The sequence below is a fragment of the Nocardia sp. 852002-51101_SCH5132738 genome, assembly GCF_001665695.1.
GTDB classification, from domain to species: domain Bacteria; phylum Actinomycetota; class Actinomycetes; order Mycobacteriales; family Mycobacteriaceae; genus Nocardia; species Nocardia nova.
Genome location: NZ_LZML01000004.1, coordinates 151,000 through 172,979, shown reverse-complemented (window position 1 = coordinate 172,979; position 21,980 = coordinate 151,000). Strand labels below are relative to the sequence as shown.

18 protein-coding genes are annotated in these 21,980 nt (G+C 68.7%); 6 read left to right on the top strand and 12 right to left on the bottom strand.

The genetic code is table 11. The features are described from left to right. Positions 1-145 precede the first annotated feature (145 nt). Positions 146-571, top strand: a complete 426-nt coding sequence (locus A5789_RS00920) for a VOC family protein (protein WP_064902061.1) — start codon at positions 146-148, stop codon at positions 569-571. Between the two features lie 48 nt (positions 572-619). Here the strand turns inward: A5789_RS00920 and A5789_RS00915 are convergent, their stop codons facing one another. After that, positions 620-1,045: a tautomerase family protein gene (locus A5789_RS00915; RefSeq protein WP_063019032.1), complete on the bottom strand. Its 426-nt coding sequence runs from the start codon at positions 1,043-1,045 to the stop codon at positions 620-622. Between the two features lie 38 nt (positions 1,046-1,083). Continuing rightward, positions 1,084-1,785, bottom strand: coding sequence for an SDR family oxidoreductase (locus tag A5789_RS00910; protein ID WP_064902045.1), 702 nt, complete (start codon positions 1,783-1,785; stop codon positions 1,084-1,086). A gap of 119 nt (positions 1,786-1,904) precedes the next feature. Here A5789_RS00910 and A5789_RS00905 point away from each other — a divergent pair, with 119 nt between their 5' ends. Continuing rightward, positions 1,905-2,408, top strand: coding sequence for a helix-turn-helix domain-containing protein (locus A5789_RS00905; RefSeq protein ID WP_063019044.1), 504 nt, complete (start codon positions 1,905-1,907; stop codon positions 2,406-2,408). Here the strand turns inward: A5789_RS00905 and A5789_RS00900 are convergent. Further along, a complete protein-coding gene (locus A5789_RS00900; protein ID WP_227462694.1) occupies positions 2,375-3,640 on the bottom strand; it encodes a S1C family serine protease in 1,266 nt (421 codons plus the stop codon). The two genes, A5789_RS00905 and A5789_RS00900, sit on opposite strands and share 34 nt — an antisense overlap. Positions 3,641-3,854: 214 nt before the next feature. Here A5789_RS00900 and A5789_RS00895 point away from each other — a divergent pair, with 214 nt between their 5' ends. Then, on the top strand, positions 3,855-5,564 hold the full coding sequence (locus A5789_RS00895; protein ID WP_064902046.1) for a molybdopterin-dependent oxidoreductase: 1,710 nt from the start codon (positions 3,855-3,857) through the stop codon (positions 5,562-5,564). A gap of 156 nt (positions 5,565-5,720) precedes the next feature. On the opposite strand, the gene A5789_RS00890 is transcribed toward A5789_RS00895, so the two are convergent. The 8 genes from A5789_RS00890 to A5789_RS00855 form a co-directional block, all read right to left on the bottom strand. Beyond that, on the bottom strand, positions 5,721-7,211 hold the full coding sequence (locus A5789_RS00890; protein WP_064902047.1) for a DHA2 family efflux MFS transporter permease subunit: 1,491 nt from the start codon (positions 7,209-7,211) through the stop codon (positions 5,721-5,723). Between the two features lie 93 nt (positions 7,212-7,304). Continuing rightward, a complete protein-coding gene (locus tag A5789_RS37570) occupies positions 7,305-7,529 on the bottom strand; it encodes a hypothetical protein (protein ID WP_227462693.1) in 225 nt (74 codons plus the stop codon). Further along, entirely contained in the window at positions 7,523-8,002 is a 480-nt protein-coding gene (locus A5789_RS00880; RefSeq protein WP_064902049.1) for a PadR family transcriptional regulator, read from the bottom strand. The genes A5789_RS37570 and A5789_RS00880 overlap by 7 nt, the downstream gene beginning before the upstream one ends. Positions 8,003-8,252: 250 nt before the next feature. After that, entirely contained in the window at positions 8,253-12,110 is a 3,858-nt protein-coding gene (locus tag A5789_RS00875; RefSeq protein ID WP_197516525.1) for a multifunctional oxoglutarate decarboxylase/oxoglutarate dehydrogenase thiamine pyrophosphate-binding subunit/dihydrolipoyllysine-residue succinyltransferase subunit, read from the bottom strand. Between the two features lie 150 nt (positions 12,111-12,260). Beyond that, a complete protein-coding gene (locus A5789_RS00870) occupies positions 12,261-16,004 on the bottom strand; it encodes an ABC transporter ATP-binding protein (protein WP_064901723.1) in 3,744 nt (1,247 codons plus the stop codon). Between the two features lie 84 nt (positions 16,005-16,088). Beyond that, positions 16,089-16,883: a hypothetical protein gene (locus A5789_RS00865; protein ID WP_082940376.1), complete on the bottom strand. Its 795-nt coding sequence runs from the start codon at positions 16,881-16,883 to the stop codon at positions 16,089-16,091. Beyond that, positions 16,880-17,809 (bottom strand): ABC transporter ATP-binding protein, encoded by a 930-nt coding sequence (locus A5789_RS00860; protein ID WP_030514945.1) that lies wholly within the window; start codon positions 17,807-17,809, stop codon positions 16,880-16,882. The genes A5789_RS00865 and A5789_RS00860 overlap by 4 nt, the downstream gene beginning before the upstream one ends. After that, entirely contained in the window at positions 17,806-18,552 is a 747-nt protein-coding gene (locus A5789_RS00855) for a hypothetical protein (RefSeq protein ID WP_063019543.1), read from the bottom strand. The genes A5789_RS00860 and A5789_RS00855 overlap by 4 nt, the downstream gene beginning before the upstream one ends. A 162-nt stretch (positions 18,553-18,714) precedes the next feature. Here A5789_RS00855 and A5789_RS00850 point away from each other — a divergent pair, with 162 nt between their 5' ends. Both A5789_RS00850 and A5789_RS00845 read left to right on the top strand, forming a co-directional pair. After that, positions 18,715-19,650: an AraC family transcriptional regulator gene (locus A5789_RS00850; RefSeq protein ID WP_082940385.1), complete on the top strand. Its 936-nt coding sequence runs from the start codon at positions 18,715-18,717 to the stop codon at positions 19,648-19,650. Continuing rightward, positions 19,571-19,999, top strand: a complete 429-nt coding sequence (locus A5789_RS00845; protein ID WP_063019541.1) for a VOC family protein — start codon at positions 19,571-19,573, stop codon at positions 19,997-19,999. The genes A5789_RS00850 and A5789_RS00845 overlap by 80 nt, the downstream gene beginning before the upstream one ends. A 59-nt stretch (positions 20,000-20,058) precedes the next feature. On the opposite strand, the gene A5789_RS00840 is transcribed toward A5789_RS00845, so the two are convergent. Continuing rightward, positions 20,059-21,096, bottom strand: coding sequence for a glutathione S-transferase family protein (locus A5789_RS00840; RefSeq protein WP_369817460.1), 1,038 nt, complete (start codon positions 21,094-21,096; stop codon positions 20,059-20,061). A gap of 65 nt (positions 21,097-21,161) precedes the next feature. Here A5789_RS00840 and A5789_RS00835 point away from each other — a divergent pair, with 65 nt between their 5' ends. After that, on the top strand, positions 21,162-21,956 hold the full coding sequence (locus A5789_RS00835) for an enoyl-CoA hydratase/isomerase family protein (protein WP_063019539.1): 795 nt from the start codon (positions 21,162-21,164) through the stop codon (positions 21,954-21,956). Positions 21,957-21,980 lie beyond the last annotated feature (24 nt).

Sequence of the window (21,980 nt, the reverse complement as noted above, 5' to 3'; positions counted from 1 at the left end):
GCCTTCGAGAAGGCGGGCCGTTCGGCGTTTCGACGTGCGACGATATGCGCGATATCCGGCGATGATTTTCTCCGGCTGCCGCCGTCTCATCTGTGGGGCCGCGGCCGCCGGCCGCAGGCCCGTATCCACTCCGGAGGAGGCAATCGTGAAGTCGGCTACCGCATATCTGTTGTTCGATGGTGATGCCGAGGAGGCATTCACCTTCTATCAGTCGGTCCTGGGCGGGGAACTGCAGATGGTTCGCTACCGCGACATGGGTGACGGCGGTGGCGGGAACCTGCCCGAAGAGGTGGGCAAGCGAATCGCCAACGCCGCGTTGACCTGGCGGGAGGATCAGCTGCTGATGGGGTCGGACTGTCCGCCCGATCAGCAGATCAACCACGACAACGTGCCGTTCAGCGTCTGCCTGGATATGGACGACGAGGCCGAGGCCGGACGGATCTTCACCGGGCTGTCCGCGGGCGGACAGGTCACCATGCCACTGGGCAAAACCGAGTGGGCGAAGCAGTTCGGTATGGTCACCGACAAATTCTCGGTGCCGTGGATGATCAATCTGTACGGCGGCGAATAGATTTCGACCGCACGCCGTGACCCGCCGGGCGGCGTCGGTTGTGGGGAGCTAGCTGTAGGGAATGGGCTCGTTGGCGCGCGCCCACGCCTTTTCTGCCTCGCTGCCGGCGTCCGGTGGGAACAGTCCGTCGATCATCCACAGATCGCGCGGGGATTCGTAAGTGTGGAATTCCCAGTGCAATCCACGCGCGCCGGTGTAGGGCTCCATGATCGAGTTGAGCCGCTGCGTCGATCGCTTGCGCATCTGCGGGTCGTCCAGATGGCGGGCGAGATGTTCCACGACGATTCGCACCGTGTTGTTCGACGGCTTCCCGCCGACGAAGAAGGACGTCTCCTCGATCTCCTGGAACAGCACGACGACGTAGAACTCCGGCAAGCCGAAGGAGGCGTACAGCGCGGTGATGTCCCGGGCGAAATCCTGTTTGTCGGCGTCGGAATAGGTGTCGGCGGGGTGGTGCACATGCCACAGTGGCATCGGTGGTTCCTTTCGAAAGATGATGTGCGGTAACGGGTTCAGCGGGAGATGGTCAGTGCGAGGCCCTCGACGGGGCCGGACAGTGCCGCCTTCACGCCGCGCGTGACGTCGTCGACCAGCACTTCGGTATCGCCGCGCAGTACGCCGTCGAAGACAGCCTCGGCCACCACGCTCGGCGCGAGCTTGTCGCCGGGAAGGCGCCGCACCATCTCGGTATCGGCGAATCCCAGATGGACGCCGACCACCTGCGTGCGCTGTGCGGCCAGCTCCAGCCGCAGCGAATTGGTCAGCGACCACAGCGCCGCCTTCGACGCACCGTAGGCCGCCGCGCCCGCGGCCCACGACAGCACCGAATGGATATCGATGAGTACGCCGCCGCCGTTGTCCGCCAGAATCGGCGCGAATGCCTGGACTACCCGCAGCGGGCCGAAGACGTTGGTGTCGAACGTGGTGACGATATCGGCCATATCGGCGCTCAGCAGCGGTGCGGGAAGGAGTACGCCGGCATTGTTCACCACGATCTCGACGTCGCGGGCCCGCAATGCCGCGGCGGCGACCGAATCGGCGTCGGTGACGTCCAGGGCGAGCGGCTCGGCGCGGGGGTCGTCGGCGGCCTTCGGGGCGCGGGCGGTGGTGTAGACCTTGGCGGCGCCGCGCCTGAGCAGCTCGTCGGTGAAGGCTCTGCCGAGCCCCCGCTGCCCGCCCGTCACCAGTGCGACCGCGCCTTCGATTCCGGCCATCTCTCGTCCTTTCGGATCGTTCGGGGCGACTGCCCACCCTCTGGATAACGATCTCGTTAGTTAGATGACAGCACAGCTCGCTGGGTAACGCAAGCGTTAGGTAGTATGGTCTCGTGTCGATGATGTTCGAGCCGCGACTGAGCGACCGGGACGCCTGGTCGATCGGTGACCGATGTTCGGCCGGACGGGTGCTCGAGTTGCTCAGCACGCGGACGGTTTTCCTCGTCGTGCGCGAATGTTTCTACGGGACAACCCGATTCGAGGACTTCACGACCCGGATCGGAACGTCGGCGCCGGCGGTGTCGCGTGCGCTCAAACAGCTCGAATCGGCGGGCGTCGTGGAACGGGTGCCGTATCGCGAACCCGGCCGGCGCGAACGCGCGGAATACCGCCTGACCGCGGCCGGTGAGGATCTGCTGCCGATATTCCTGTCGCTGATGCAGTGGGGCGACAAATATCTGCAGGATGGAAAGCCGCCGCTGTCGTTCGTCGACCGGGAATCCGGGGCGGTGGTGGGGGTGCGGGTCACGGCTGAGCCCGTACCGGACACGAAGGCCGACGAGATCGAGATTCGGCTGAACTCGTCGCGTCAGCCCACGGGACCCTGGGCGAGCGACGCCTGACCGGACTCGCTCTGTCCCGAGCGGTCCACCCAGGTGAGTGTGACCGTATCGCCCGGGTGATGCTGATCCATCGTGTTGGTCATGGTGGTCGCCGAATCGATGCCGTGACCGTCCAGCCCGGTGATCACATCGCCCGCGGCCAGGCCCGCGGCCTGTGCCGGACCGCCACTCACGATATTGCGCACCAACGCACCGGAGCCGTTGGCATCGCTCATCGTGATACCGAGGAACGCGGAATCGCCGATGTGCACGCGGTCCGAACTCTTCCCCGCCTGGATCTGCGCGGCGATCGTCTTCGCCTTGTTCATGGGAATCGCGAAGCCCTGACCACCGCTCGCGCCGAGCTGGAAGCCCTGGGACGCGGCGGTATTCACGCCGACCACCTGGCCGGAGCTGTTGATGAGCGGACCGCCGGAATCACCCGGCTGAATGTTCGCGGCCACCTGGATGAGACCGGTCAGCTGCTCGGCGGCGCCGGCCGATTCGTCGCTGGCGGTGATGGAGCGGTCCAGTGCGGTGACGCGTCCGCCCGCCGCGGTCGGGGAGCCGGTGCCGCCCGCGTTGCCGACACCCACGATGGCGTCGCCGACCTTCACCTGGTCCGAATCGCCGAGCGGCGCCGTCTGCAGTCCGGAGGCGCCCTGAAACTTCACCACGGCCAGATCGTCCTGACGGTCGAATCCGATGACGCTGCCGCTGTAGGTGCGGCCGTTGCCGAGATCGGTGGCCGAGATGTCGGTGGCGCCCTCCACGACGTGGTTGTTGGTGAGGATGGTGCCGTCCGATCCGAGCACGATGCCGGTTCCGGCGCCCGCGCCGTTCTGCATCCCGAGTTCGGTGTTGATCACGACGATGCCCGGCACCACCGCGTTCGCCGCCTGTTCCAGCGCCGCGGACTGCGGTTGCGAATCGACCGGCTGCACCACCGAACCCTGGCCGTGGCCGAACGGGGCCGCCTGGCCGGGGCCGTGGGCGTCGATGCGGGAGCCGACCAGAGCGATGGCGAGCGCCACCACCGCGACCAGGGCCGCCAGCATTCCGAAGGTCATGCCGTGCCGTGGCGCGCGTCCTCGCGGCGGATACTGCTGCGGGTAGGGGTACTGCCCCGGGTAGGGCGGCTGACCCGGATACCCGTGCGGACCGTACGCCCCCGATCGTGGTTCGTACGGTCCGGGCTGGTGCGGCCGATTGCCCTCGTTCGGATACACGCTCATCACGTCCTGTTCGGTCATATCCTGTGTGTCGGCTCGGACCCGGGCCCCGACGCATTCGGATCCTCTATCAATTAAGCGCGCGATTCCTGAGAAGGGGCTGGGTGCTTGCCGTGGAACCGCCGACATGGGCCGGATCACGTCCGGCTTCGAGTTCTGACGAATCTGTGACGCTGTGGTCGATGCGCTCGTTCGGGCGGGTTCACCGGGGGGAATCCGCAGTACGCTCGCCGTTATGGCCGGATCGGGACTGCGCGCGGCCTGCGGAATCGTGTCCGCGGGGCTGGCGCTGGGCGTCGCGGAGTTGGTGTCGGTGCCGGTGGGGGCGGGAAGCGCGCCGTTGGCGGCGATCGGGGCGACGGTGGTCGACCACACGCCCGACGGGGTGCGGGAATGGGCGATCGACACCTTCGGCACCGACGACAAAATGATGCTGTATCTGCTGATGGGCGTGGTGGCGCTGATCGTCGCGGCGCTCGTCGGGGTGGTCGAGCGAACCGCGCGGCCGATCGGATCGGTGGTGCTCGGCGTCTTCGGCATCGGGGCGGCGTGGGCTGCGCTCGAACGCCCGGCCGCCAACTGGACTTGGGCGCTGCCGTCGGTCGTGGGGGTGGCGCTGGCAATCGTGTCGCTGCGGTGGTTGATTCGGCGATACGAGGCGTTCGGTGCGCCGGCGATGGTGCGGGGTGGTGGCGGTGCGGTGCCCGATCCGGCGAAAGCCACTGCGGCGCAAGAGGACCGGGCTCACGCGCCAGAGATTCCGATCGAGCGTGGAGCAGCCGAGGCGGGCTCGGGTGGCGGTGCGCCCTTCGAGGGAGAAGACGCCCGCCTGAGTGCGCGCGGAGCCGCCTGGCCGCGCGTGGTGAAACCCGATGTGGCGCGGGTCGATCGACGGCAGGTGATGCGGGGGATCGTCGGGGTGGGAGTACTGGCGGTGGCGGCCGGAATCGCCGGGCGCGTACTTGGGGCGAGCGCCCGCAGTGTGGCGGGGGAACGGGCGGCGGTGCGGTTGCCGCCGCCGAATGTGCCTGTGCCTCCGGTGGATCCGGCCGCGGATCTGCGAGTACCGGGACTGGCGTCGTATCTCACCCCCAATTCCGACTTCTACCGGATCGACACCGCGCTGACCGTTCCGCAGGTCAGCAAGGAGACGTGGTCACTGCGGATCCACGGCATGGTGGACCGCGAAATCCGGCTCGACTACGCCGATCTGGCGCGCCGGCCGTCGGTGGAACGCTTGGTGACGCTGACCTGCGTCTCGAATCCGGTCGGCGGCGATCTGATCGGCAACGCGAGCTGGCTGGGTTATCGGCTCGACGCGTTGATCGCCGAGGCCGGGCCGCATCCGGACGCCGATATGGTGTTGTCGCGCAGTGCCGACGGCTTCACCGCCGGAAGTCCGCTCGCCGCGCTCACCGACGGTCGCGACGCCCTGCTCGCGGTCGGCATGAACGGCGAGCCGTTGCCCGTGGAACACGGATATCCGGCCCGGTTGGTCGTGCCCGGACTCTACGGTTACGTCTCGGCCACCAAGTGGGTCACCGAACTCGAGATCACGAGATTCGATCGCGCCCAGGCCTATTGGACGCGGCGCGGCTGGTCCGAACGCGGGCCCAACAAGACCGGCACCCGTATCGACACCCCGCGCGGTGCCGTCCGGGCCGGGAAGGTGACCATCGCCGGTGTGGCCTGGGCGCAACATCGCGGTATCGACGCCGTCGAGGTCCAGATCGACAACGGCCCGTGGCAACCCGCCCGCCTGGCCGCCGAACCGTCCGTCGACACGTGGCGGCAATGGAGTTACGACTGGGACGCCTCCGCGGGAACGCATACGGTCCGCGCCCGCGCCACCGACGGCACTGGAACGGTTCAGACCGCGGAGGTCGCCGACGTCATCCCGGACGGGGCGAGCGGCTACCCCTCGCGGACGATCCGAGTCGGGTAGACGCGCGACCTCCGCCGGCGCGGCCGAGGGGGAAATGCGGCCCGGCGCCGATCGGCTACGCGCACCGCGCCGAACACGGCGAGGTCCGCGTGGCAGCACTGCCACGCGGACCTCGTATCGCGCTGTCGCGCACCCTGTTCGGCGCGCCGACCGGGCTCAGCCGGGGATGCCTGCCTTCTCCGGCTCGGTACCCGCCTCGGCCTCCTCCTGCTGGTTCTTCGCCGAGTTGCCGACGAACAGGGCCGAAGCCACCACACCGATCAGCAGAATCGCGCCGGGCAGGATCATCGCCTGGCCCAGGGCTGTGCTGAATTTGTCGAGGATCTGCTCGGGGATGTGGCCCATCCCGGTGCCGCCACCCTCGCCGAACTGGCCGCTGCCCAGCCCCTGTGCGGACATGCGGGCCGAGATCAGCGCGCTGATCGCGGCGCTACCGAGCACCGAACCGACCTGACGGGTGGTGTTGTAGACACCCGCACCGGCGCCCGCCTGATGAATCGGCAGGTTGCGGGTGGCGGTGGAGGCCAGCGGAGCCCAGATGCAGGAGTTCGACAGACCGGCGACGGCCGCGACCACCAGGAATACCGCGATGGAGCTGTCCGGCTTCATCAGCGCCGCGAAGCCGAAGACGGTCAGGGCGAACACCAGGAATCCGATGGTGGGCAGGATGCGCGGCGGCATCCGGTCGGAGATCGTGCCGATGAACGGCGCGGTCAGGCCGGTGACGATCGCCATCGGCGCGAAGACCAGCGCGGCCCGGGTCGGGGTGTACTCGCGCACCGCCTCCAGGTAGAAGTACGCCGGCACCATCAGCGAGGTGACCGCGGCGCCCATCGCGGCGATCGCGACGCTCGACATCGAGAAGTTGCGGTCGCGGAACAGGCTCAGCGGCACCAGTGGCTCGTCCTTGTTGCGCGCCTGGTTCACCACGAACAGCCCCAGCACCACCAGGCCCGCGATGATCATCGCCCAGATCCAGGCGTCCCAATCCCGGGTATTGCCCTCCTGGATGCCGAAGACCAGCAGGAACATGCCGATACCGCTGAGCACCACGCCCACGAAATCGAACTTGTGCTGGTGGGTTTCCAGATTCGGAACCAGCCACACCGCCAGCGCGAACGCCACCACGCCGATCGGCACGTTGATGTAGAAGATCCAGTTCCAGCCCTGCCAGTCGACCAGCACGCCGCCGAGGATCGGGCCGACCAGTGTCGCGAGGCCGGCGATGCCGCCCCACAGCCCCATCGCCGCACCGCGCTTGTCCGGCGGGAAGGTGCGGGTGATGACGGCCATGGTCTGCGGCGTCATCAACGCCGCGCCCAGGCCCTGCACCGCGCGGGCCGCGATCAGTATCTCCACATTGGCCGAGACCGCGCACCACAGCGAGGCCAGCGTGAAGACCGCCAGACCGGCCAGGTAGATGTTCTTCGGTCCGAAGCGGTCGCCGAGGCGGCCGGTGACCAGCAGCGGCACCGCGTAGGTGAGCAGATAGGCGCTGGTCACCCAGATGACTTTGTTGATGTCGGTATGCAGATCCTGCATGATCGCCGGATTGGCCACCGCGACGATGGTCATATCCAGCAGGATCATGAAGAATCCGACGACCAGCGCGGTCAGCGCCAGCCACGGATTTCTTTGCGATGTCATAGATTTCGTTCCTGTTCCCGGCACCGATCGACGACGACGACCGATGGGTGGTTCGTATGAAGGTCTCGGGGCCCGCCGCGTACCTGCGCCCGATCAGTGCTCGGCAGCGGTCGCACCACCTTTCCGCAGCTCGGCGAGTACGTCGTCGGTCAGGGCCGCACCCCAGTCGTGACCGAGGTCACCGGTTCTGTTGGGGCAACGGGTTCCGCCCTCGTCGAATTCCAGCCACGGCAGCGAGCCGTCACGTAACTCCTCGGTGAGACCGCGCAGCCACGTGACCTCGTGTTGTGCGACACCTCGCAGATAGTCGATCACCATCCAGTACCGGCGGGGTACCTCGCGGGAGCGCGCCATTCGCGAATGGCGTCGAGTTCGGTGATGTCGTTGTCCAGCCAGCCGATCCGCTCGGTGATCAGGGCGATCACCTCCTCGACCGGAAGATTGTGTGCCTCCGCCAAGCCGATGGGAAAGATCGGATACTCACGAGTCGGCTGCCGGACGATATCGGCGATCCGGGTACGCAGCGCCGCGGTACCCGCTTCGGTGATGCAGTAGGTGGTGCGTTCCGGCCGGTTACCCGAACGCTCGGTACCCTCCGCCTGGACCAGTCCTTGTTCGGCCAGCCGGGTCACCGTGTGATAGAGCGAGCCGGGGCGAATCTTGAGCAGATTGTCCTTCCGGCGCTTGAGCAGCAGTTGGTACATCTCGTACGGATGCATGCGGTCTTCTTCCAGCAGCGCCAGTACCGAGATCGCCAACGGCGTCAACGTGGCACCCGGCTGCTTGGACATCGGTCTCGACTCCCTTCGTCGCTGCCGCCGCACACTACGCGGGCGGACCGACATGTTCCGGCTCAAATATTCCACGCCGGATATACGACGCGGAAGTGGGGCGGCACAAGACTGTTTCACTCATTACGACGATCGAGGACTCCCGAATATGACGCGGCCGGATGTACGGCGCCGCTCGGCCCCGGATACGACGAACGCCGGGCCGGACCGCTCGGCAGAGCGATCCGACCCGGCGTCCGGGCGATACGACCTAGTCGGTGGGGGCGAACGCCTCGTCGACGATCTCCTGCTGCTCCACCGCGTGCACCTTCGACGAACCCGAGGACGGGGCCGACATGGCGCGGCGAGAGATGCGGCGCAGCTTGTTGAACCGGTCCGGCAGGATCTCCGGCAGGTTCAGCCCGAAGAACGGCCAGGCGCCCTGGTTGGCCGGCTCCTCCTGCACCCACGCCAGATCCGTGGCGTTCGGGTAGGTCGCGAGCTTCTCGTTGAGCCGGTAGGACGGGATCGGGTACAGCTGTTCGATGCGCACGATCGCGACATCGTCACGGTTCTTCTTGGCCTTCTCGGCGACCAGCTCGTAGTAGAGCTTGCCGCTGGTCAGCAGGATCCGCTTGACCTTCGACCGGTCGCCGTCGCCGCTCTCGTAGGTCGGCTCCTCGAGCACCGAGCGGAACTTCGCGTCGGTGAAGTCCTCGACGTTGGAGACCACGGCCTTGTTGCGCAGCATCGACTTCGGGGTGAAGACGATCAGCGGGCGGCGGATGCCGTCGAGCGCGTGCCGGCGCAGCAGGTGGAAGTAGTTCGACGGAGTGGAGGGGACCGCCACCGTCATCGAACCCTCGGCGCACAGCTGCAGGAACCGCTCGATGCGGCCGGAGGTGTGGTCGGGACCCTGACCCTCGTGACCGTGCGGCAGCAGCAGCACGACCTCCGACAGCTGACCCCACTTGGCCTCACCGGAGGAGATGAACTCGTCGATGATCGACTGCGCGCCGTTGACGAAGTCGCCGAACTGCGCCTCCCACAGGACCAGCGCGTCCGGGTTGCCCAGCGAGTAGCCGTATTCGAAACCGACGGCCGCGAATTCGCTCAGCGCCGAGTCGTGCACCGCGAACCAGCCCGGATTCTCGCTGCCGATGTTGTGCAGCGGGGTGTACTCCGCACCGGACTTGCGGTCGATGATCACCGAATGCCGCTGGGTGAAGGTGCCGCGCCGGGAGTCCTGACCGGTCAAGCGCACCGCGCGGCCCTCGTCGATCAGCGTGCCGAAGGCGAGCAACTCGGCGAAGGCCCAGTCGATCTTGCCCTCGTAGGCCATCTCCCGGCGGCGCTCCAGCACCGGCTTGACGCGCGGATGCACGTTGAAGCCGTCCGGCACGCCGAGGAAGGCGTCGCCGATGCGCTGCAGCACCGACTTGTCCACGGCGGTGACGACGGTGCCCGGAACGGTCTGCTCCTGCTCGACCGATTCACTCGGCTCCGGCGGGTACTTCTCCAGCTCGCGGACCTCGTTGAACACCCGCTCCAGCTGCCCCTGGTAGTCCCGCAGGGCGTCCTCGGCCTCTTTCATCGAGATGTCACCGCGGCCGATCAGGGCCTCGGTGTAGGACTTGCGGACGCTGCGCTTGGTGTCGATGACGTCGTACATGTACGGCTGGGTCATCGACGGGTCGTCGCCCTCGTTGTGGCCGCGACGGCGGTAGCAGATGAGGTCGATGACCACGTCCTTGTGGAACTTCTCGCGGAAGTCGGTCGCCAGGCGCGCCACCCAGGTGCAGGCCTCGGGATCGTCGCCGTTGACGTGGAAGATCGGCGCGCCGATCGACTTGGCGATATCGGTCGAGTACTCGGTGGAGCGGCTGTTCTCCGGTGCGGTGGTGAAACCGATCTGGTTGTTCACCACGATGTGCACCGTGCCGCCGACGCGGTAGCCGCGCAGGCCCGACATGTTCAGCGTCTCGGCGACCACACCCTGGCCGGCGAAGGCCGCGTCACCGTGCAGCATCAGCGGCACGACCGAGAAGGTGCGAGCCTCCTCGCCCTTGGTGACCAGGTCTTCCTTGGTGAGCAGATCCTGCTTCGCGCGGACCAGACCCTCCAGTACCGGGTCGACGGCCTCGAGGTGCGACGGGTTGGCCGTCAGCGAGACCTCGATGTCGTTGTCGCCGAACATCTGGATGTAGGTGCCGTGCGCGCCGAGGTGGTACTTCACATCGCCCGAGCCGTGGGTGGCGGCCGGGTTCATGTTGCCCTCGAACTCGGTGAAGATCTGCGAGTACGGCTTGCCGACGATATTGGCCAGTACGTTCAGGCGACCGCGGTGCGGCATGCCGATGACGACCTCGTCGAGCCCGTGCTCGGCGCACTGGTCGATGACGGCGTCCATCATCGGGATGGTCGACTCGGCGCCCTCCAGTGAGAAGCGCTTCTGGCCGACGTACTTGGTCTGCAGGAAGGTCTCGAACGCCTCGGCCGCGTTCAGCCGCGACAGGATGTACTTCTGCTGGGCGACGGTCGGCTTCTCGTGCTTCTGCTCGACCCGCTGCTGAATCCATTGCAGCTGTTCGGTTTCCAGGATGTGGGTGTACTCCACACCGACGTGGCGGCAGTACGCGTCGCGCAGCACCGACAGCACGTCGCGCAGCTTCATCCGCTCCTGGCCGTGGAAGCCCGCGACGTTGAATTCACGGTCGAGGTCCCACAGGGTCAGGCCGTGCTGGGTGACGTCGAGGTCGGGATGGCTGCGGAACTTGTCCTTCACCAGCCGCAGCGGATCGGTGTCGGCCATCAGGTGGCCGCGACTGCGATACGCCGCGATCAGCTCCTGGACGCGCACGCTCTTGTCGACACCGCGCTCTTTGATGTCCTTGCGCCAGCGGACCGGCTCGTAGGGCACACCCATGCCGTGGAAGATCTCGTCGAAGAATTCGTCGGAGATCAGCAGGTTGTGGATGGTGCGCAGGAAATCGCCCGACTCCGCGCCCTGGATGATGCGGTGGTCGTAGGTGGAGGTCAGCGTCATCAGCTTGCCGATACCGATCTCGGCGAGCTGCTGGTCGCTCATGCCCTGGAATTCGGCCGGGTACTCCATGGCGCCCGCACCGATGATCGCGCCCTGACCGGGCATCAGCCGCGGCACCGAGTGGTTGGTGCCGATGGTGCCCGGGTTGGTCAGCGAGATGGTGACGCCGGTGAAGTCCTCGGTGGTGAGCTTGCCGTCGCGCGCGCGGCGCACGATGTCCTCGTAGGCGCTGTGAAACTGCGCGAACGACATCGTCTCGGTGTTCTTGATCGCCGCGACGACGAGAGTGCGGCTGCCGTCCTTGCCCGGCAGGTCGATCGCCAGGCCGAGGTTGGTGTGCGCGGGGGTGACCGCGTTCGGCTTACCGTCGACCTCGGCGAAGTGGCGGTTCATGTTCGGGAACGCCTTGACCGCCTGGACGATCGCGTAGCCGAGCAGGTGGGTGAACGAGATCTTGCCGCCGCGGGTGCGGGCGAGGTGGTTGTTGATGACCAGCCGGTTGTCGATCATCAGCTTCGCCGGGATGGCGCGCACGCTGGTTGCGGTCGGGATGGTCAGCGACGACGACATGTTCTTGACGATCGCCGCGGCCGGTCCGCGCAGCACCTTCGACTCGTCGGCGGCCGGTTCGGCCGGGGAGGTCTTGGTGGGAGCGGCGTTGGAGGTCGGCGCCGGGGTGGTGCTGGCCTGTGGCTTGCTGCCGCGGGCCTGCGGCGGCGCGGCGGCGGCCGAGACGGCGGCGGTGGCCTTGGGCGCGGCCGGAGCGGCGGCCGCCGGGGCGGCGGGCGCCGGCGGCGGAGCGGGCGCCGGGGTGGGGGCGGTCTTCGGCGCGGCGTTGTTGACGTTCGCGGGGGCCGGAGCCGGAGTGGCCGGCGCGCTGGGGGCGGCGGTCGGCGCGGAGGCGGCGGGAGTGCTGTTGGCTATCTCACCCGGCGATTCCGGTGTGTAGTCGGCGAGAAACTCGTGCCAGCTCTCATCGACCGACGACGGATCTTGCTTGTACTTCTGGTACATCTCGTCGACGAGCCACTGGTTCTGTCCGAACTGGGATGTTGAGCTGCTCACAGCAGGTGTTCGCCTCATTTCGTTCTTCGCGCTGCGACGTTTGTGACGTGCCCGGCACGGGTCGATCGGCACGATGTGCGCCGATGCGCCCTTTCTGAGGATAGGCCCAGCCGTGACAGCGTGCCCCAGCGCGGCCATGCGTAGGCGCACCGCCGCGCCACTGTCCGGTTAACCACCCCCGGACAGACCCAGCCTCATAGGTGACGACTCGTCCCCGGTCGAGAATATTCCTTCGTCGGAATCGGCTGCCTCCCAGAGTCGGTTATAGATTCCGCGCTCCGCCAGTAACTGCTCGTGCGCGCCGAATTCCACGATCCGGCCGTGCGCGACAACCGCGATCCGATCGGCGCGCGCGGCGGTCGCCAAGCGGTGCGCCACGATCACCGTGGTGCGCCCGCGAGCCAGCGATCTGCTCGCTACCAGCACCTTTTCCTCATTGGCCGGATCCAGCACCGCGGTGGCCTCGTCGAGCAGCAGCAGATCCGGGTCCACCAGCTCCGCGCGGGCCAGCGCGATCAGCTGGCGTTGCCCCGCCGACAGCCCGCGTCCGCCCTCGCCGATCGGCTGGGCCATACCGCGCGGCAGTGTCTCGATCATCTCGAGTGCGCCGACCGCCGCGGCGGCCCGGGCGATGTCGGCCGATGTGGCACAAGGTTTCCCGAATGCAATGTTGCTAGCGACGTCGCCGGTGAACAAGTGAGCTTCCTGAGGGACCACGCCGAGCCGGGCACGGAACCGGTCGAGCCGGTAGTCACGGATATCGATCTCGTCGACGCGAATGGATCCGGAGTGTGCGCCGGCCCCGTCTCCGCCGGGATGCGAACGGGGAAGGTCGTAGAGGCGCGCCAGCAGTTTGACCACCGTCGATTTGCCGGCCCCGGTCTCTCCGACCAGCGCGAGGGTCGAGCCGGCCGGGATGTGCAGCGAAACATCTTCCAGCGCAGGCGTTCTGGCGTCGGGGTAGCGGAAGGTCACGCGGTCGAAGCGCACGTCGCCGCGCAGTCCGTCCTCGATGTCGACCGCATCGGCCGGATCGGGAGCGATCGAGGACGGCGTGTGCAGCAGCGTTTCGATGCGGCGCAACCCCACCCGGGCCTGCTGGTAGCCGTCGAAGACCTGGGAGAGCTGGGTGATGGGCCCGAACAACAGGCTCAGGTAGAGCACGAAGGCCACCAGCGTGCCGGCCGTCGTGGTGCCGTGCGCGACCTCGCGAGCGCCCAGATACACCACCGCCGCCTGCGCCAGATCCGCCCACGCCAGCACGAACGCGAAATACAGCGCGATGGCGCGCTGGGCCCGCAACCGGGCTCGGCGGTATCGATCGGAATAGTCGGTGAACCGGCGGGCGGCCTCGGCCTCGTGGCGGTAGGCCTGGGTCGCGCGCAGGCCCGCGACGTTCTCCTGGAAGTCGGCGTTGACCGTGGCCACCCGTTCCCGCGAGGCCGAATAGGCCGAGGCCGAGACGCGGCGGAAGAACACTGTCGCCACGATCAACGGCGGCAGCGCCACGAACACCACGACGGCCAGCGCGGCGTCGATCACCAGCAGTGCGATCACGATGCCCACGACCGTGACGAGGCTGATCAGGGCGGTGCCCAGCCCGGTTTGGAGGAAGGTCGACAGCGCGTCGATATCGGTCGTCATCCGCGTCATGATCCGGCCGGACAGCTCGCGCTCGTAGTAGTCCAGGCCGAGTCGCTGCAGGTGGGCGTAGCTGCGCACCCGCAGCCCGTACAGCACCCGCTCGCCGCCGCGCGCCGAGAGCCGGGTGTTGAGAGCCTCGGCCATCCAGCTCAGGACCACCAGCACCACCCCGGCGACGGCCGCTACCGCCAGTACGGCGCTGCGATGCTGTCCGACGCCGTCGTCGAGTGCGAATCGGGTGAGCGCCGGGAACGCCACCGAGATGGCCGCGTCCACGGCCAGCAGTGCGACCACGGCCGCCAGCAGCCGGCGCACCGGCCGCAGCAACCGCACCAGCCGGAATTTCGGATCCGGCTGTTCCAGCTCGCGATCGTCGAGCTCCGGTTGTTCGGTCGCCGGAGCCAGGCTCGCCAGCGCGGCCCGCATCTCCGGCGGCGCATCCGGTTCCGAACTCGAATCCTCGGCAGCCGCAACGAGTTCGGTATCCGGGAATCCATCCGGGCCCGGCTCCGCGATACTGCCGCCCGGTCCCGGCAGGCGGATCACCCGATCCGCGTGTGCCAGGGTCGATTCGCGGTGCGCGAGGATCAGCGTGGTGCGGCCGTGGGCGGGGAGGGCGTCGAAGATCGCGGTCTCGGTGACGGCGTCCACCGCGGAGGTGGCGTCGTCGAGGACGAGGATGCGTGGGTCGGCGAGCAGGGCGCGCGCCAGGGCCAGGCGTTGCCGCTGCCCTCCGGAGAGCGTGAGGCCGCGCTCGCCGACGACGGTGTCGTAACCGTCCGGCAGGGCGCGGATGAATTCGTCGGCCGCGGCCATCCGGGCGGCCGCGCGGATCTCCTCGGAACCGGCATCCGGTGCCCCGAGCGCGATATTGGCGGAGATGGTGTCGGAGAACAGGAACGGCTCGTCGAAGACGACGCCGATCGCCTCGCGCAGATCGGCGGCCCGCACCCGCCCGATATCGATCCCGGCGGTCTCCGGATCCTGGTCCGCCCCGAAGAGGCTGATCCGTCCCGACTCGGGCGCGTGGAATCGCGGCAGCAGCAGTGTCAGCGTCGATTTTCCGGAGCCGGCCGGTCCGATCACCGCCACCGTCTCGCCGGGGCGCACGGTGAGATCGAAATCGTGCAGCACCGGGCGTCCCGGGTCGAATCCGAAGGTGAGGCCTCGGATGTGCAGCCCGAGCGGCCCCTCCGGCAGCGGTTGCGGATCGGGCGGGTCGATGGTCTCCGGAGCCTCGTCGATGACCTGATAGACGCGTTCGGCCGCCGCCCGGGTCAGCTGCGCCATGACCAGGACGTTGGCCAGGATCCGGGTGCTCGAAGCCATCATGGTCACGTAGGTCGCGAAGGCCAGGAAGGTGCCGACGCCGATCACCGAACGCAGCGCCAGCGTGCCGCCGAGGGCGATCACGATCACCAGCCCGGCCTGTGGAATCGCCGACACCGTCGGCGCGAACCGGGAATCGATGCGCGCCGCGCGCATCCGGTGCGCGTAGAGCCGCCGCCCGTGCTCCTCCAGAATCCGCACCATCCGCGATTCCTGGCCGAAACCCTTCACCACCCGCACGCCGGTGACGGTTTCCTCGACGTGCTGGGCCAGATCGGCCGCCCGCTGCTGCGCCGACCAGGTGGCCGCGTGCAGCCGCGGCCGCACCAGGTACACCACCAGCGCCAGCACCGGCACGGTCAGCAACGACACCAGGGCCAGCGGCGGCGAGAGCACCAGCATGGCCACCGCGGCGAAGACGAAGATCAGCAGCGAGGCGGCCGAGAGCGGCGCCATCGCGAGCAGCCCCTGCACCAACTGCAGATCGCTGATCGAGCGCGACACCACCTGGCCGGTGCGCAACCGGTCCTGTCGCGGTCCGTCGTAGCGGTGCAGCGCGGTGAGCAGGTCCACCCGCACCTCGTGCTGGACGTCGAGCGCCAGCCGTGCCGCGAGCCAGCGCCGCCCGTAGGTCGCCGCGAAGCGGGCTATGGCCAGGGCGACCAATATCGCGGCGATCGGAGCGAGTGCCCCGACCTCGCCGGCCCGGGCCCGGTCCAACGCGGCCTTCGCGGCCAGGGGTGCCGCGGCCTCCGCGCCGGCTCCCGCGACCACGGCCAGAACGACGCCGGCGAGCACCCGCGGATGACCGGCGCAGGCAGTCCAGAGCCGTCGCAACCAGCCGCCGCGGCCCGCATCGGGCGCGCGGCGGGAGGGTGCCGCCGCGGCCGAGCCGGCGTCGCGGCGGGATCCGGGGTCGAGGGTTTCGGTGTCGTTCATGTCGATTCGACGGTACCGACGCGCCCCGACACCCGGCGTCTCCCGCACCCCGTGCGGGAAATTCCACCCGGATCGGCTGTCGAATCAGATGTCGCGCGTGCGCAGATACCACCAACCGGCCGCCCCGGCGGCGATCGCCCAGACCACCAGCACCACGGCCGAGGCCGCATTCGGCGGCAGGAACGGACTCTCGGGGAACGAACCGACCGCGACCGAGCCGATGGTGGCCGAACCCGGCAGCAGCACCACCACCCCCGCGATGCCCGCGCCCTTGGCGACCAGCCAGATCAGCGGTTCCAGGATGAACAGCCATCCCGCCATCGCGATCACGGCCAGATTGGGTGAACGCACCAGCAATCCCAGGCCCACGCCGATCACGCCCCAGCACACCGCCGCGAGCAGGCCGCCGCCGAACACCCCCACCAGTCGCCAGCCGAATTCGACGGTGTGCCGCCCGAAGGCCAGCAGGCCCAGCGCCGCGCCGATCTCCGCGCACGCCGCGAGAATCAGCGAATAGGCCGCGGCCACACCGGCTTTCGCGCCGAAGAGCACGTTGCGGCCGGGCGTGAACAGCGCGGTGAGTTCCATGCCGCGGTAGCGGTATTCGTCGCCGGCCGCGACCGCGCCGCCGATCGCCGCCGCACCCACCGCCACCGCGATCGCCAGATACAACCCGACTGTCGCGGTCCCGGTGACCAGCGCCTCGCGCGGTTGCGGACCCGACCCGCGCAACGCGGAGGCCGAGGCGACGACGAAGCCCACGGCCGCGAGCACCGGGGGCAGCATCCAGCCGGAGCGCACCGCGGTGATCTTGCGCAGTTCGGCGGTCGCCGCCCGGTTCACCTCGGCGGGAACGGTGGGCAGGGTCGGCAGCATCATCGCGTTCCGTACATGGTCGCAGGGGCGGGGGCGGGATAGGCCGGCGGCGCGGACGATTTGGTGAGGATGGCCAGCACCCGATCCGGGTGGACGGGTTCGGCCACCACCTCGCCGAGATGGACCCGGGCCAGCGCCGCGGCGGCCTCGATCTCGGCGCGAGAAGCCTCGGCGACGGCAAGTCGGCCGTCACTGCGCATCACCGCGTCGGTGAAGCCCTGCGCGGCCAGCGTGGTGGCCAGCGCGATCGGGCTCGACGCCGCGACCACCAGCCGATCCGGATGGTTGCGCCGCAGCCGCCGCGGACTGCCCTGATAGGCCACCGAACCGGCCGAGAGCACGATCACCTGATCGCAGACCGGCACGGCCGCGGCCAGGCTCTGCGAGGTGAACAGGGTGGTGCCACCGCGCCGGGCATGAGCCCGTAGATAGTCGAAAAGCCATGCCCGCTCGGGCGATTCGAGACCTTCGAACGGGTCGTCGAGCACCAGCAGGCGCGGCTGTGCGAGCAGTGCCTGCGCCACCGCGAGCCGCGTGCGCAGGCCGTCGGGAACATCCCGCACCCGCGTGGCGGCGGCCTCGTCGAGGCGCAGCATCGCGAGCAGGGCGTCGACCCGCTCGTCGTCGACACCCGCGGCGGCCGCGTACACCCGCAACTGGGCGCGCACGGTCCGGGCCGGGTGCAGTCCGCGCGGCTGCAGCACCGCGCCGATCCCGCCGCCGTCGAAGGTCTCGGCGACGCCGGAATCGGCTCGCAGCAGTCCGAGCAGAATGTGGATCAGCGTGGATTTTCCGGATCCGGGCGGGCCGACGAGGGCCGCGGTGGTGCCGGCCGGAACCGAGAACCCGACATCGCGTAAGGCGACCACACCCTCGAACTGCTTGTGCAGTCCGCTGATCGAGACGGCGAGCGAGCGGGCCGCGCTCATCGCTGCTCGGCCGTCGAACCGGAGGCGGTGCCGTCCGGATTACCCAGTGCCGGAAGCGGATCGGCGTCGATCACGGTACCGCGTGCGGTACGGCCGGACCACCGCATCGGTGCGGGGCCGAATGCCTTGTGCGCGTTGCCGATCACATTCTTTCCCAGGGCGCGGTTGCCGAATCCGCCGACGGCCGCGCCGATTCCGGCCGGCAGGATCTTGCCGAACATGAGCATGCTGCGCTTGGTGACGAACTGGACGACGAATCGCTTCATCAGCGATTCGTTCATGCCCTTGATGCCCGGGATCCGCTCCGCCAGCAGCGTGCCCCAGTTCTTGGCCGAATGGCCCACGCTCTGCTGCACGATCTCCATACCACTCTCGCCGAGCACCACCGCCAGCACCAGCGCACGCCGGCGTTCCTTGTCCTCGGGGGCGACGCCGTGGACGGCGGCGACGGCCAGGGTGAAGACGGCCGAGGCCTCGAGGAAGAAGGTGGTTTCCGCGCTCATCGCCGCGAGCGAGGTCAGGGTGCCCACCCCGGGCACGGCGGCCGTGGCGCCCACCGCGGTGCCGCTGCCGGTCACGGTCGTGAGATAGATCTTCTCCAGCCGATCGAGGATCTGAGCCGGACTCTCGTCCGGATGTGCCCGGCGGAACCGGTCGACGTACTTCGCGACCGCGGGAGCCTGCACTTGTGCCCCGTTGTCCAGCAGTGACCGCACGGCCTTTTCCACGCCGCTGTCGAACATCGGTAACGCACCCCTCTCGTCCGGTCGGCACAAACTCTAGTGGTGCCGATCCGACGGCCGCGGACGAAGTCGGCGACGGTGGCCGATACGGCCGTCGTCCGTGCAACGAACCGCGCCCGGGTCCGGTTCCACCGCGGCTCCGCGCCGCCTACCGTGGAGAGGGTGAGTGGTGTCTCCGCGGGAGCGCGCCGGTTGCCCGCCCCGTCGTTGCGGCCCTATCTCGGCCGCTACGACGGCTATCTGCTGCGCGGATTCGATCCGGGCGTGCACGTCGGCATGCCGAGTACCTCGATCACGGTGATCCTCACCATCGACGAACCGATCGACGTGCCGGTGTCCTCCCATCCCGACCAGGCCGGAGGCCGCTGGGACGCGCTGGCCGGCGGGCTGACGCTGCGGCCGACACTGATCGCGCACAACGGCTACCAGCACGGAATCCAGCTGGCGGTGACACCGCAGGCCGCGCGGGCGCTGTTCGGCATACCCGCCGGTGAGCTGGGGGAGTGGATCGTCGATCTGTCGGATCTGCTGGGGCCCGAGGCCGAACGGGTGCGGGAGCGGATCGCCGCGATCTCCGACTGGCGGGCGCGGTTCGCCGTGCTGGACGAGGTCTTCTGCGCGCGGGTCGCCGCGATCGATTCGCGCCGGCTCGAGATGGACGCCAATCTCCGCCGGGCCTGGCGGCTGTTGACCGACCCCGCCGGCGCACCCGCGGTCGATCGGGTGGCGCACGAGATCGGCTGGAGCAGAAGGCATCTGGCCGCGCGATTCGCCGGCGAGTTCGGCATCACGCCGAAGGAGGCCGCGCGGCTGACCCGCTTCGAGGTCTCGCATCGCATGGTGCGCCGCCCCGAGGTGAGCATCGCCGAGGTGGCCGCCGCGACCGGCTATTACGACCAGGCCCATATGGCCCGCGAGTGGCGCGAACTGGCCGGTTGCCCGCCGTCGGCGTGGCGTGCGCGCGAGGTGTTCCCATTCGTCCAAGACGACGGGGACCCGGGCGAGAAAGGCTGGGTGCATGACCGAAACAACCGATACCGCAACGACCCGTACCGCGACGACGACCGCCCCGCTGTGGCCGACGTTCATCTACCGTGACGCCCCGGCGGCGATCGACTTCCTGCAGCGTGCCTTCGGCTTCGTAGAAGTCGCCCGCTACGGCACCGCCGACGTGGTCCAGCACGCCGAACTCGGCTGGCCCGGCGGCGGCGGGATCATGCTGGGTTCGCAGCGCGACGATTCCGCGCTCTGCGAGCAGCCGCCGGGGACCGGCTCGGTGTACATCGTCGTCGACGACCCGGACGGACTCTACGAACGCGCCCGCGCCGCCGGTGCGACCATCGTGCGCGGGCTCCGCGACGAGGACTACGGCTCGCGCGGATTCACCTGCCGCGATCCCGAAGGCGTGTTCTGGAGCTTCGGCACCTACGCGGGAACCTCCGCCTGACGAAACGACGCACGAGCGGATCCGGTGCGGAGGCGGGGACAGCCTCCGCCCGGTGACGCTCAGACCCAGTCGGCGGCCGGAACCCGCTCCCCCGGCAGGGGCGGCGGAGGCGGGGTGCCGTCCCCGAAGGGCTTGCCGCCCAGTGCTTCTCGGCCGTGTGGTGTCAGCCAGCCCGACAGTTCCGGCCCCTTCGGCACGATCCCGGTCGGATTGATATCGCTGTGCACGATGTAGTAGTGCCGCTTGATCTGCGTGAAATCGATGGTGTCGCCGAAGCCCGGGGTCTGGAACAGGTCGCGCGCGTAGGCCCACAGCACGGGCTGTTCGGTCAGCTTGTTCCGATTGCATTTGAAATGGCCGTGATACACCGGGTCGAACCGCACCAGCGTGGTGAACAGCCGCACATCGGCCTCGGTGATGGTGTCGCCGACCAGGTAACGCTGTTCGCTCAATCGTTCCGACAACCAGTCCAGCGCGGTGAACAGCCGATCGTAGGCGGCGTCGTAGGCATCCTGGCTGCCGGCGAAGCCGCAGCGGTAGACACCGTTGTTGACCTCGGTGTAGACGCGCCGGTTCACCTGATCGATCTCGGCGCGCAGCGGTTCGGGATACAGCTGCGGCGCGCCCGGCCGGTGGAACTGCGTCCACTCGGTGGAGAAGTCGAGCGTGATCTGCGGGTAGTCGTTGGTGACCACCTGTCCGGTCGGCACGTCCACCACCGCCGGGACCGTGATGCCGCGCGGATACTCCGGGTCGCGCGCGAGGTAGGCGTCGCGCAGGAAGTGGATGCCCAGCACCGGGTCCACCTCGTCCGGATCGAGGTCGAAGGTCCAGCTGCGTTTGTCGTGGGTCGGCCCGCACAACCCCAGCGAGATCACCTGCTCCAGGCCGAGCAGCCGCCGCACGATCAGCGTGCGGTTGGCCCACGGGCAGGCCCGCGCCGCGATCAGCCGATAACGCTGCGGTTCGACGGGATAGCCGTCGCGGCCGTCGGCGGTGATCCGGGTCGTGATGTAGTTCGTATCGCGTTTGAATTCGCCGGGCTCGACATAGGTCGCGGTGTTCGAACCGGCGTGCTCGATCGGCGAGGTATCCACCGGACCAGTCTGGCAGACCGGCGGCCGGGGTACCGGTTACGACTGGTTCTGGATAGATTCGGCCGATGAGCGATTCGAAACCCACCCGGTTGGAGCGGACCGAGACAGAGGCCGGCGCCCAGCTCGCGATCATCACCATCGACCATCCGCCGTTGAACCTGTTCGATTCGGCGCTGCTGGGATCGCTCGCCGCCGATCTCGCCGAGTTGACCGCGAATCCGCCGCGCGCGCTGCTGATCCGCGCCGAGGGCAAGGTCGTCTCCGGTGGGGTCGACGTCCACGAATTCGACGGGCTGAGCGTGGATCAGGGCGCCGAACTGTGGCAGCGCCTGTTCCAGGGCATCATCCACCCGGTCGAGGCCCTGCCGTGCCCGGTCGTCTTCGCCGCCCACGGCCTCACCCTGACCGCTGCCTTCGAGATCTCGCTGGCCTGCGACATCCTGCTGGCCTCGCCGAAGGCCAAGTTCGGGCTGGTGGAGACGGTCGTGGGCCTGACGCCGTCGATGGGCGGCCCGCAGCGGCTGGCCGAGCGCGCCGGTTCCGGCCGGGCGCGGGAGCTGGTCATGACCGGCGACCTGTACGACGCGGCCACCCTCGCCGACTGGGGTGTGGTCAACGCGGTGCACGAGGATGTCGACACCGCGGCCCGGGCGCTGGCCGCCCGCCTCGCCGACGGCCCGACCCGCGCGCACGCGGCCACCAAGCAGATCATCGCGGCATGGCGTTCCGGCGGCGTCGAACATGCCGATTCGGTGACGCCCAAGGTCTCCGGTGAACTGTTCGAAACCGAGGATTTGCGGGGTGCGGTGCGCAGCTTCCTGGAGGTGGGCCCGGGGAAGGCGAGCTACACAGGGCGGTGATCGCCCGGACATCTTTGTCGCCTA

Excerpts from the sequence above, each read along its gene's own strand:
- A5789_RS00870 (WP_064901723.1), bottom strand. The coding sequence starts at position 16,004 with ATGAACGACACCGAAACCCTCGACCCCGGATCCCGCCGCGACGCCGGC.
- A5789_RS00915 (WP_063019032.1), bottom strand. The coding sequence starts at position 1,045 with ATGCCACTGTGGCATGTGCACCACCCCGCCGACACCTATTCCGACGCC.
- A5789_RS00855 (WP_063019543.1), bottom strand. The coding sequence starts at position 18,552 with ATGTTCGACAGCGGCGTGGAAAAGGCCGTGCGGTCACTGCTGGACAAC.
- A5789_RS00860 (WP_030514945.1), bottom strand. The coding sequence starts at position 17,809 with ATGAGCGCGGCCCGCTCGCTCGCCGTCTCGATCAGCGGACTGCACAAG.
- A5789_RS37570 (WP_227462693.1), bottom strand. The coding sequence starts at position 7,529 with ATGGTGATCGACTATCTGCGAGGTGTCGCACAACACGAGGTCACGTGG.
- A5789_RS00865 (WP_082940376.1), bottom strand. The coding sequence starts at position 16,883 with ATGATGCTGCCGACCCTGCCCACCGTTCCCGCCGAGGTGAACCGGGCG.
- A5789_RS00905 (WP_063019044.1), top strand. The coding sequence starts at position 1,905 with ATGATGTTCGAGCCGCGACTGAGCGACCGGGACGCCTGGTCGATCGGT.
- A5789_RS00910 (WP_064902045.1), bottom strand. The coding sequence starts at position 1,785 with ATGGCCGGAATCGAAGGCGCGGTCGCACTGGTGACGGGCGGGCAGCGG.
- A5789_RS00875 (WP_197516525.1), bottom strand. The coding sequence starts at position 12,110 with ATGAGGCGAACACCTGCTGTGAGCAGCTCAACATCCCAGTTCGGACAG.
- A5789_RS00900 (WP_227462694.1), bottom strand. The coding sequence starts at position 3,640 with ATGACCGAACAGGACGTGATGAGCGTGTATCCGAACGAGGGCAATCGG.
- A5789_RS00845 (WP_063019541.1), top strand. The coding sequence starts at position 19,571 with ATGACCGAAACAACCGATACCGCAACGACCCGTACCGCGACGACGACC.
- A5789_RS00835 (WP_063019539.1), top strand. The coding sequence starts at position 21,162 with ATGAGCGATTCGAAACCCACCCGGTTGGAGCGGACCGAGACAGAGGCC.
- A5789_RS00880 (WP_064902049.1), bottom strand. The coding sequence starts at position 8,002 with ATGTCCAAGCAGCCGGGTGCCACGTTGACGCCGTTGGCGATCTCGGTA.
- A5789_RS00890 (WP_064902047.1), bottom strand. The coding sequence starts at position 7,211 with ATGACATCGCAAAGAAATCCGTGGCTGGCGCTGACCGCGCTGGTCGTC.
- A5789_RS00895 (WP_064902046.1), top strand. The coding sequence starts at position 3,855 with ATGGCCGGATCGGGACTGCGCGCGGCCTGCGGAATCGTGTCCGCGGGG.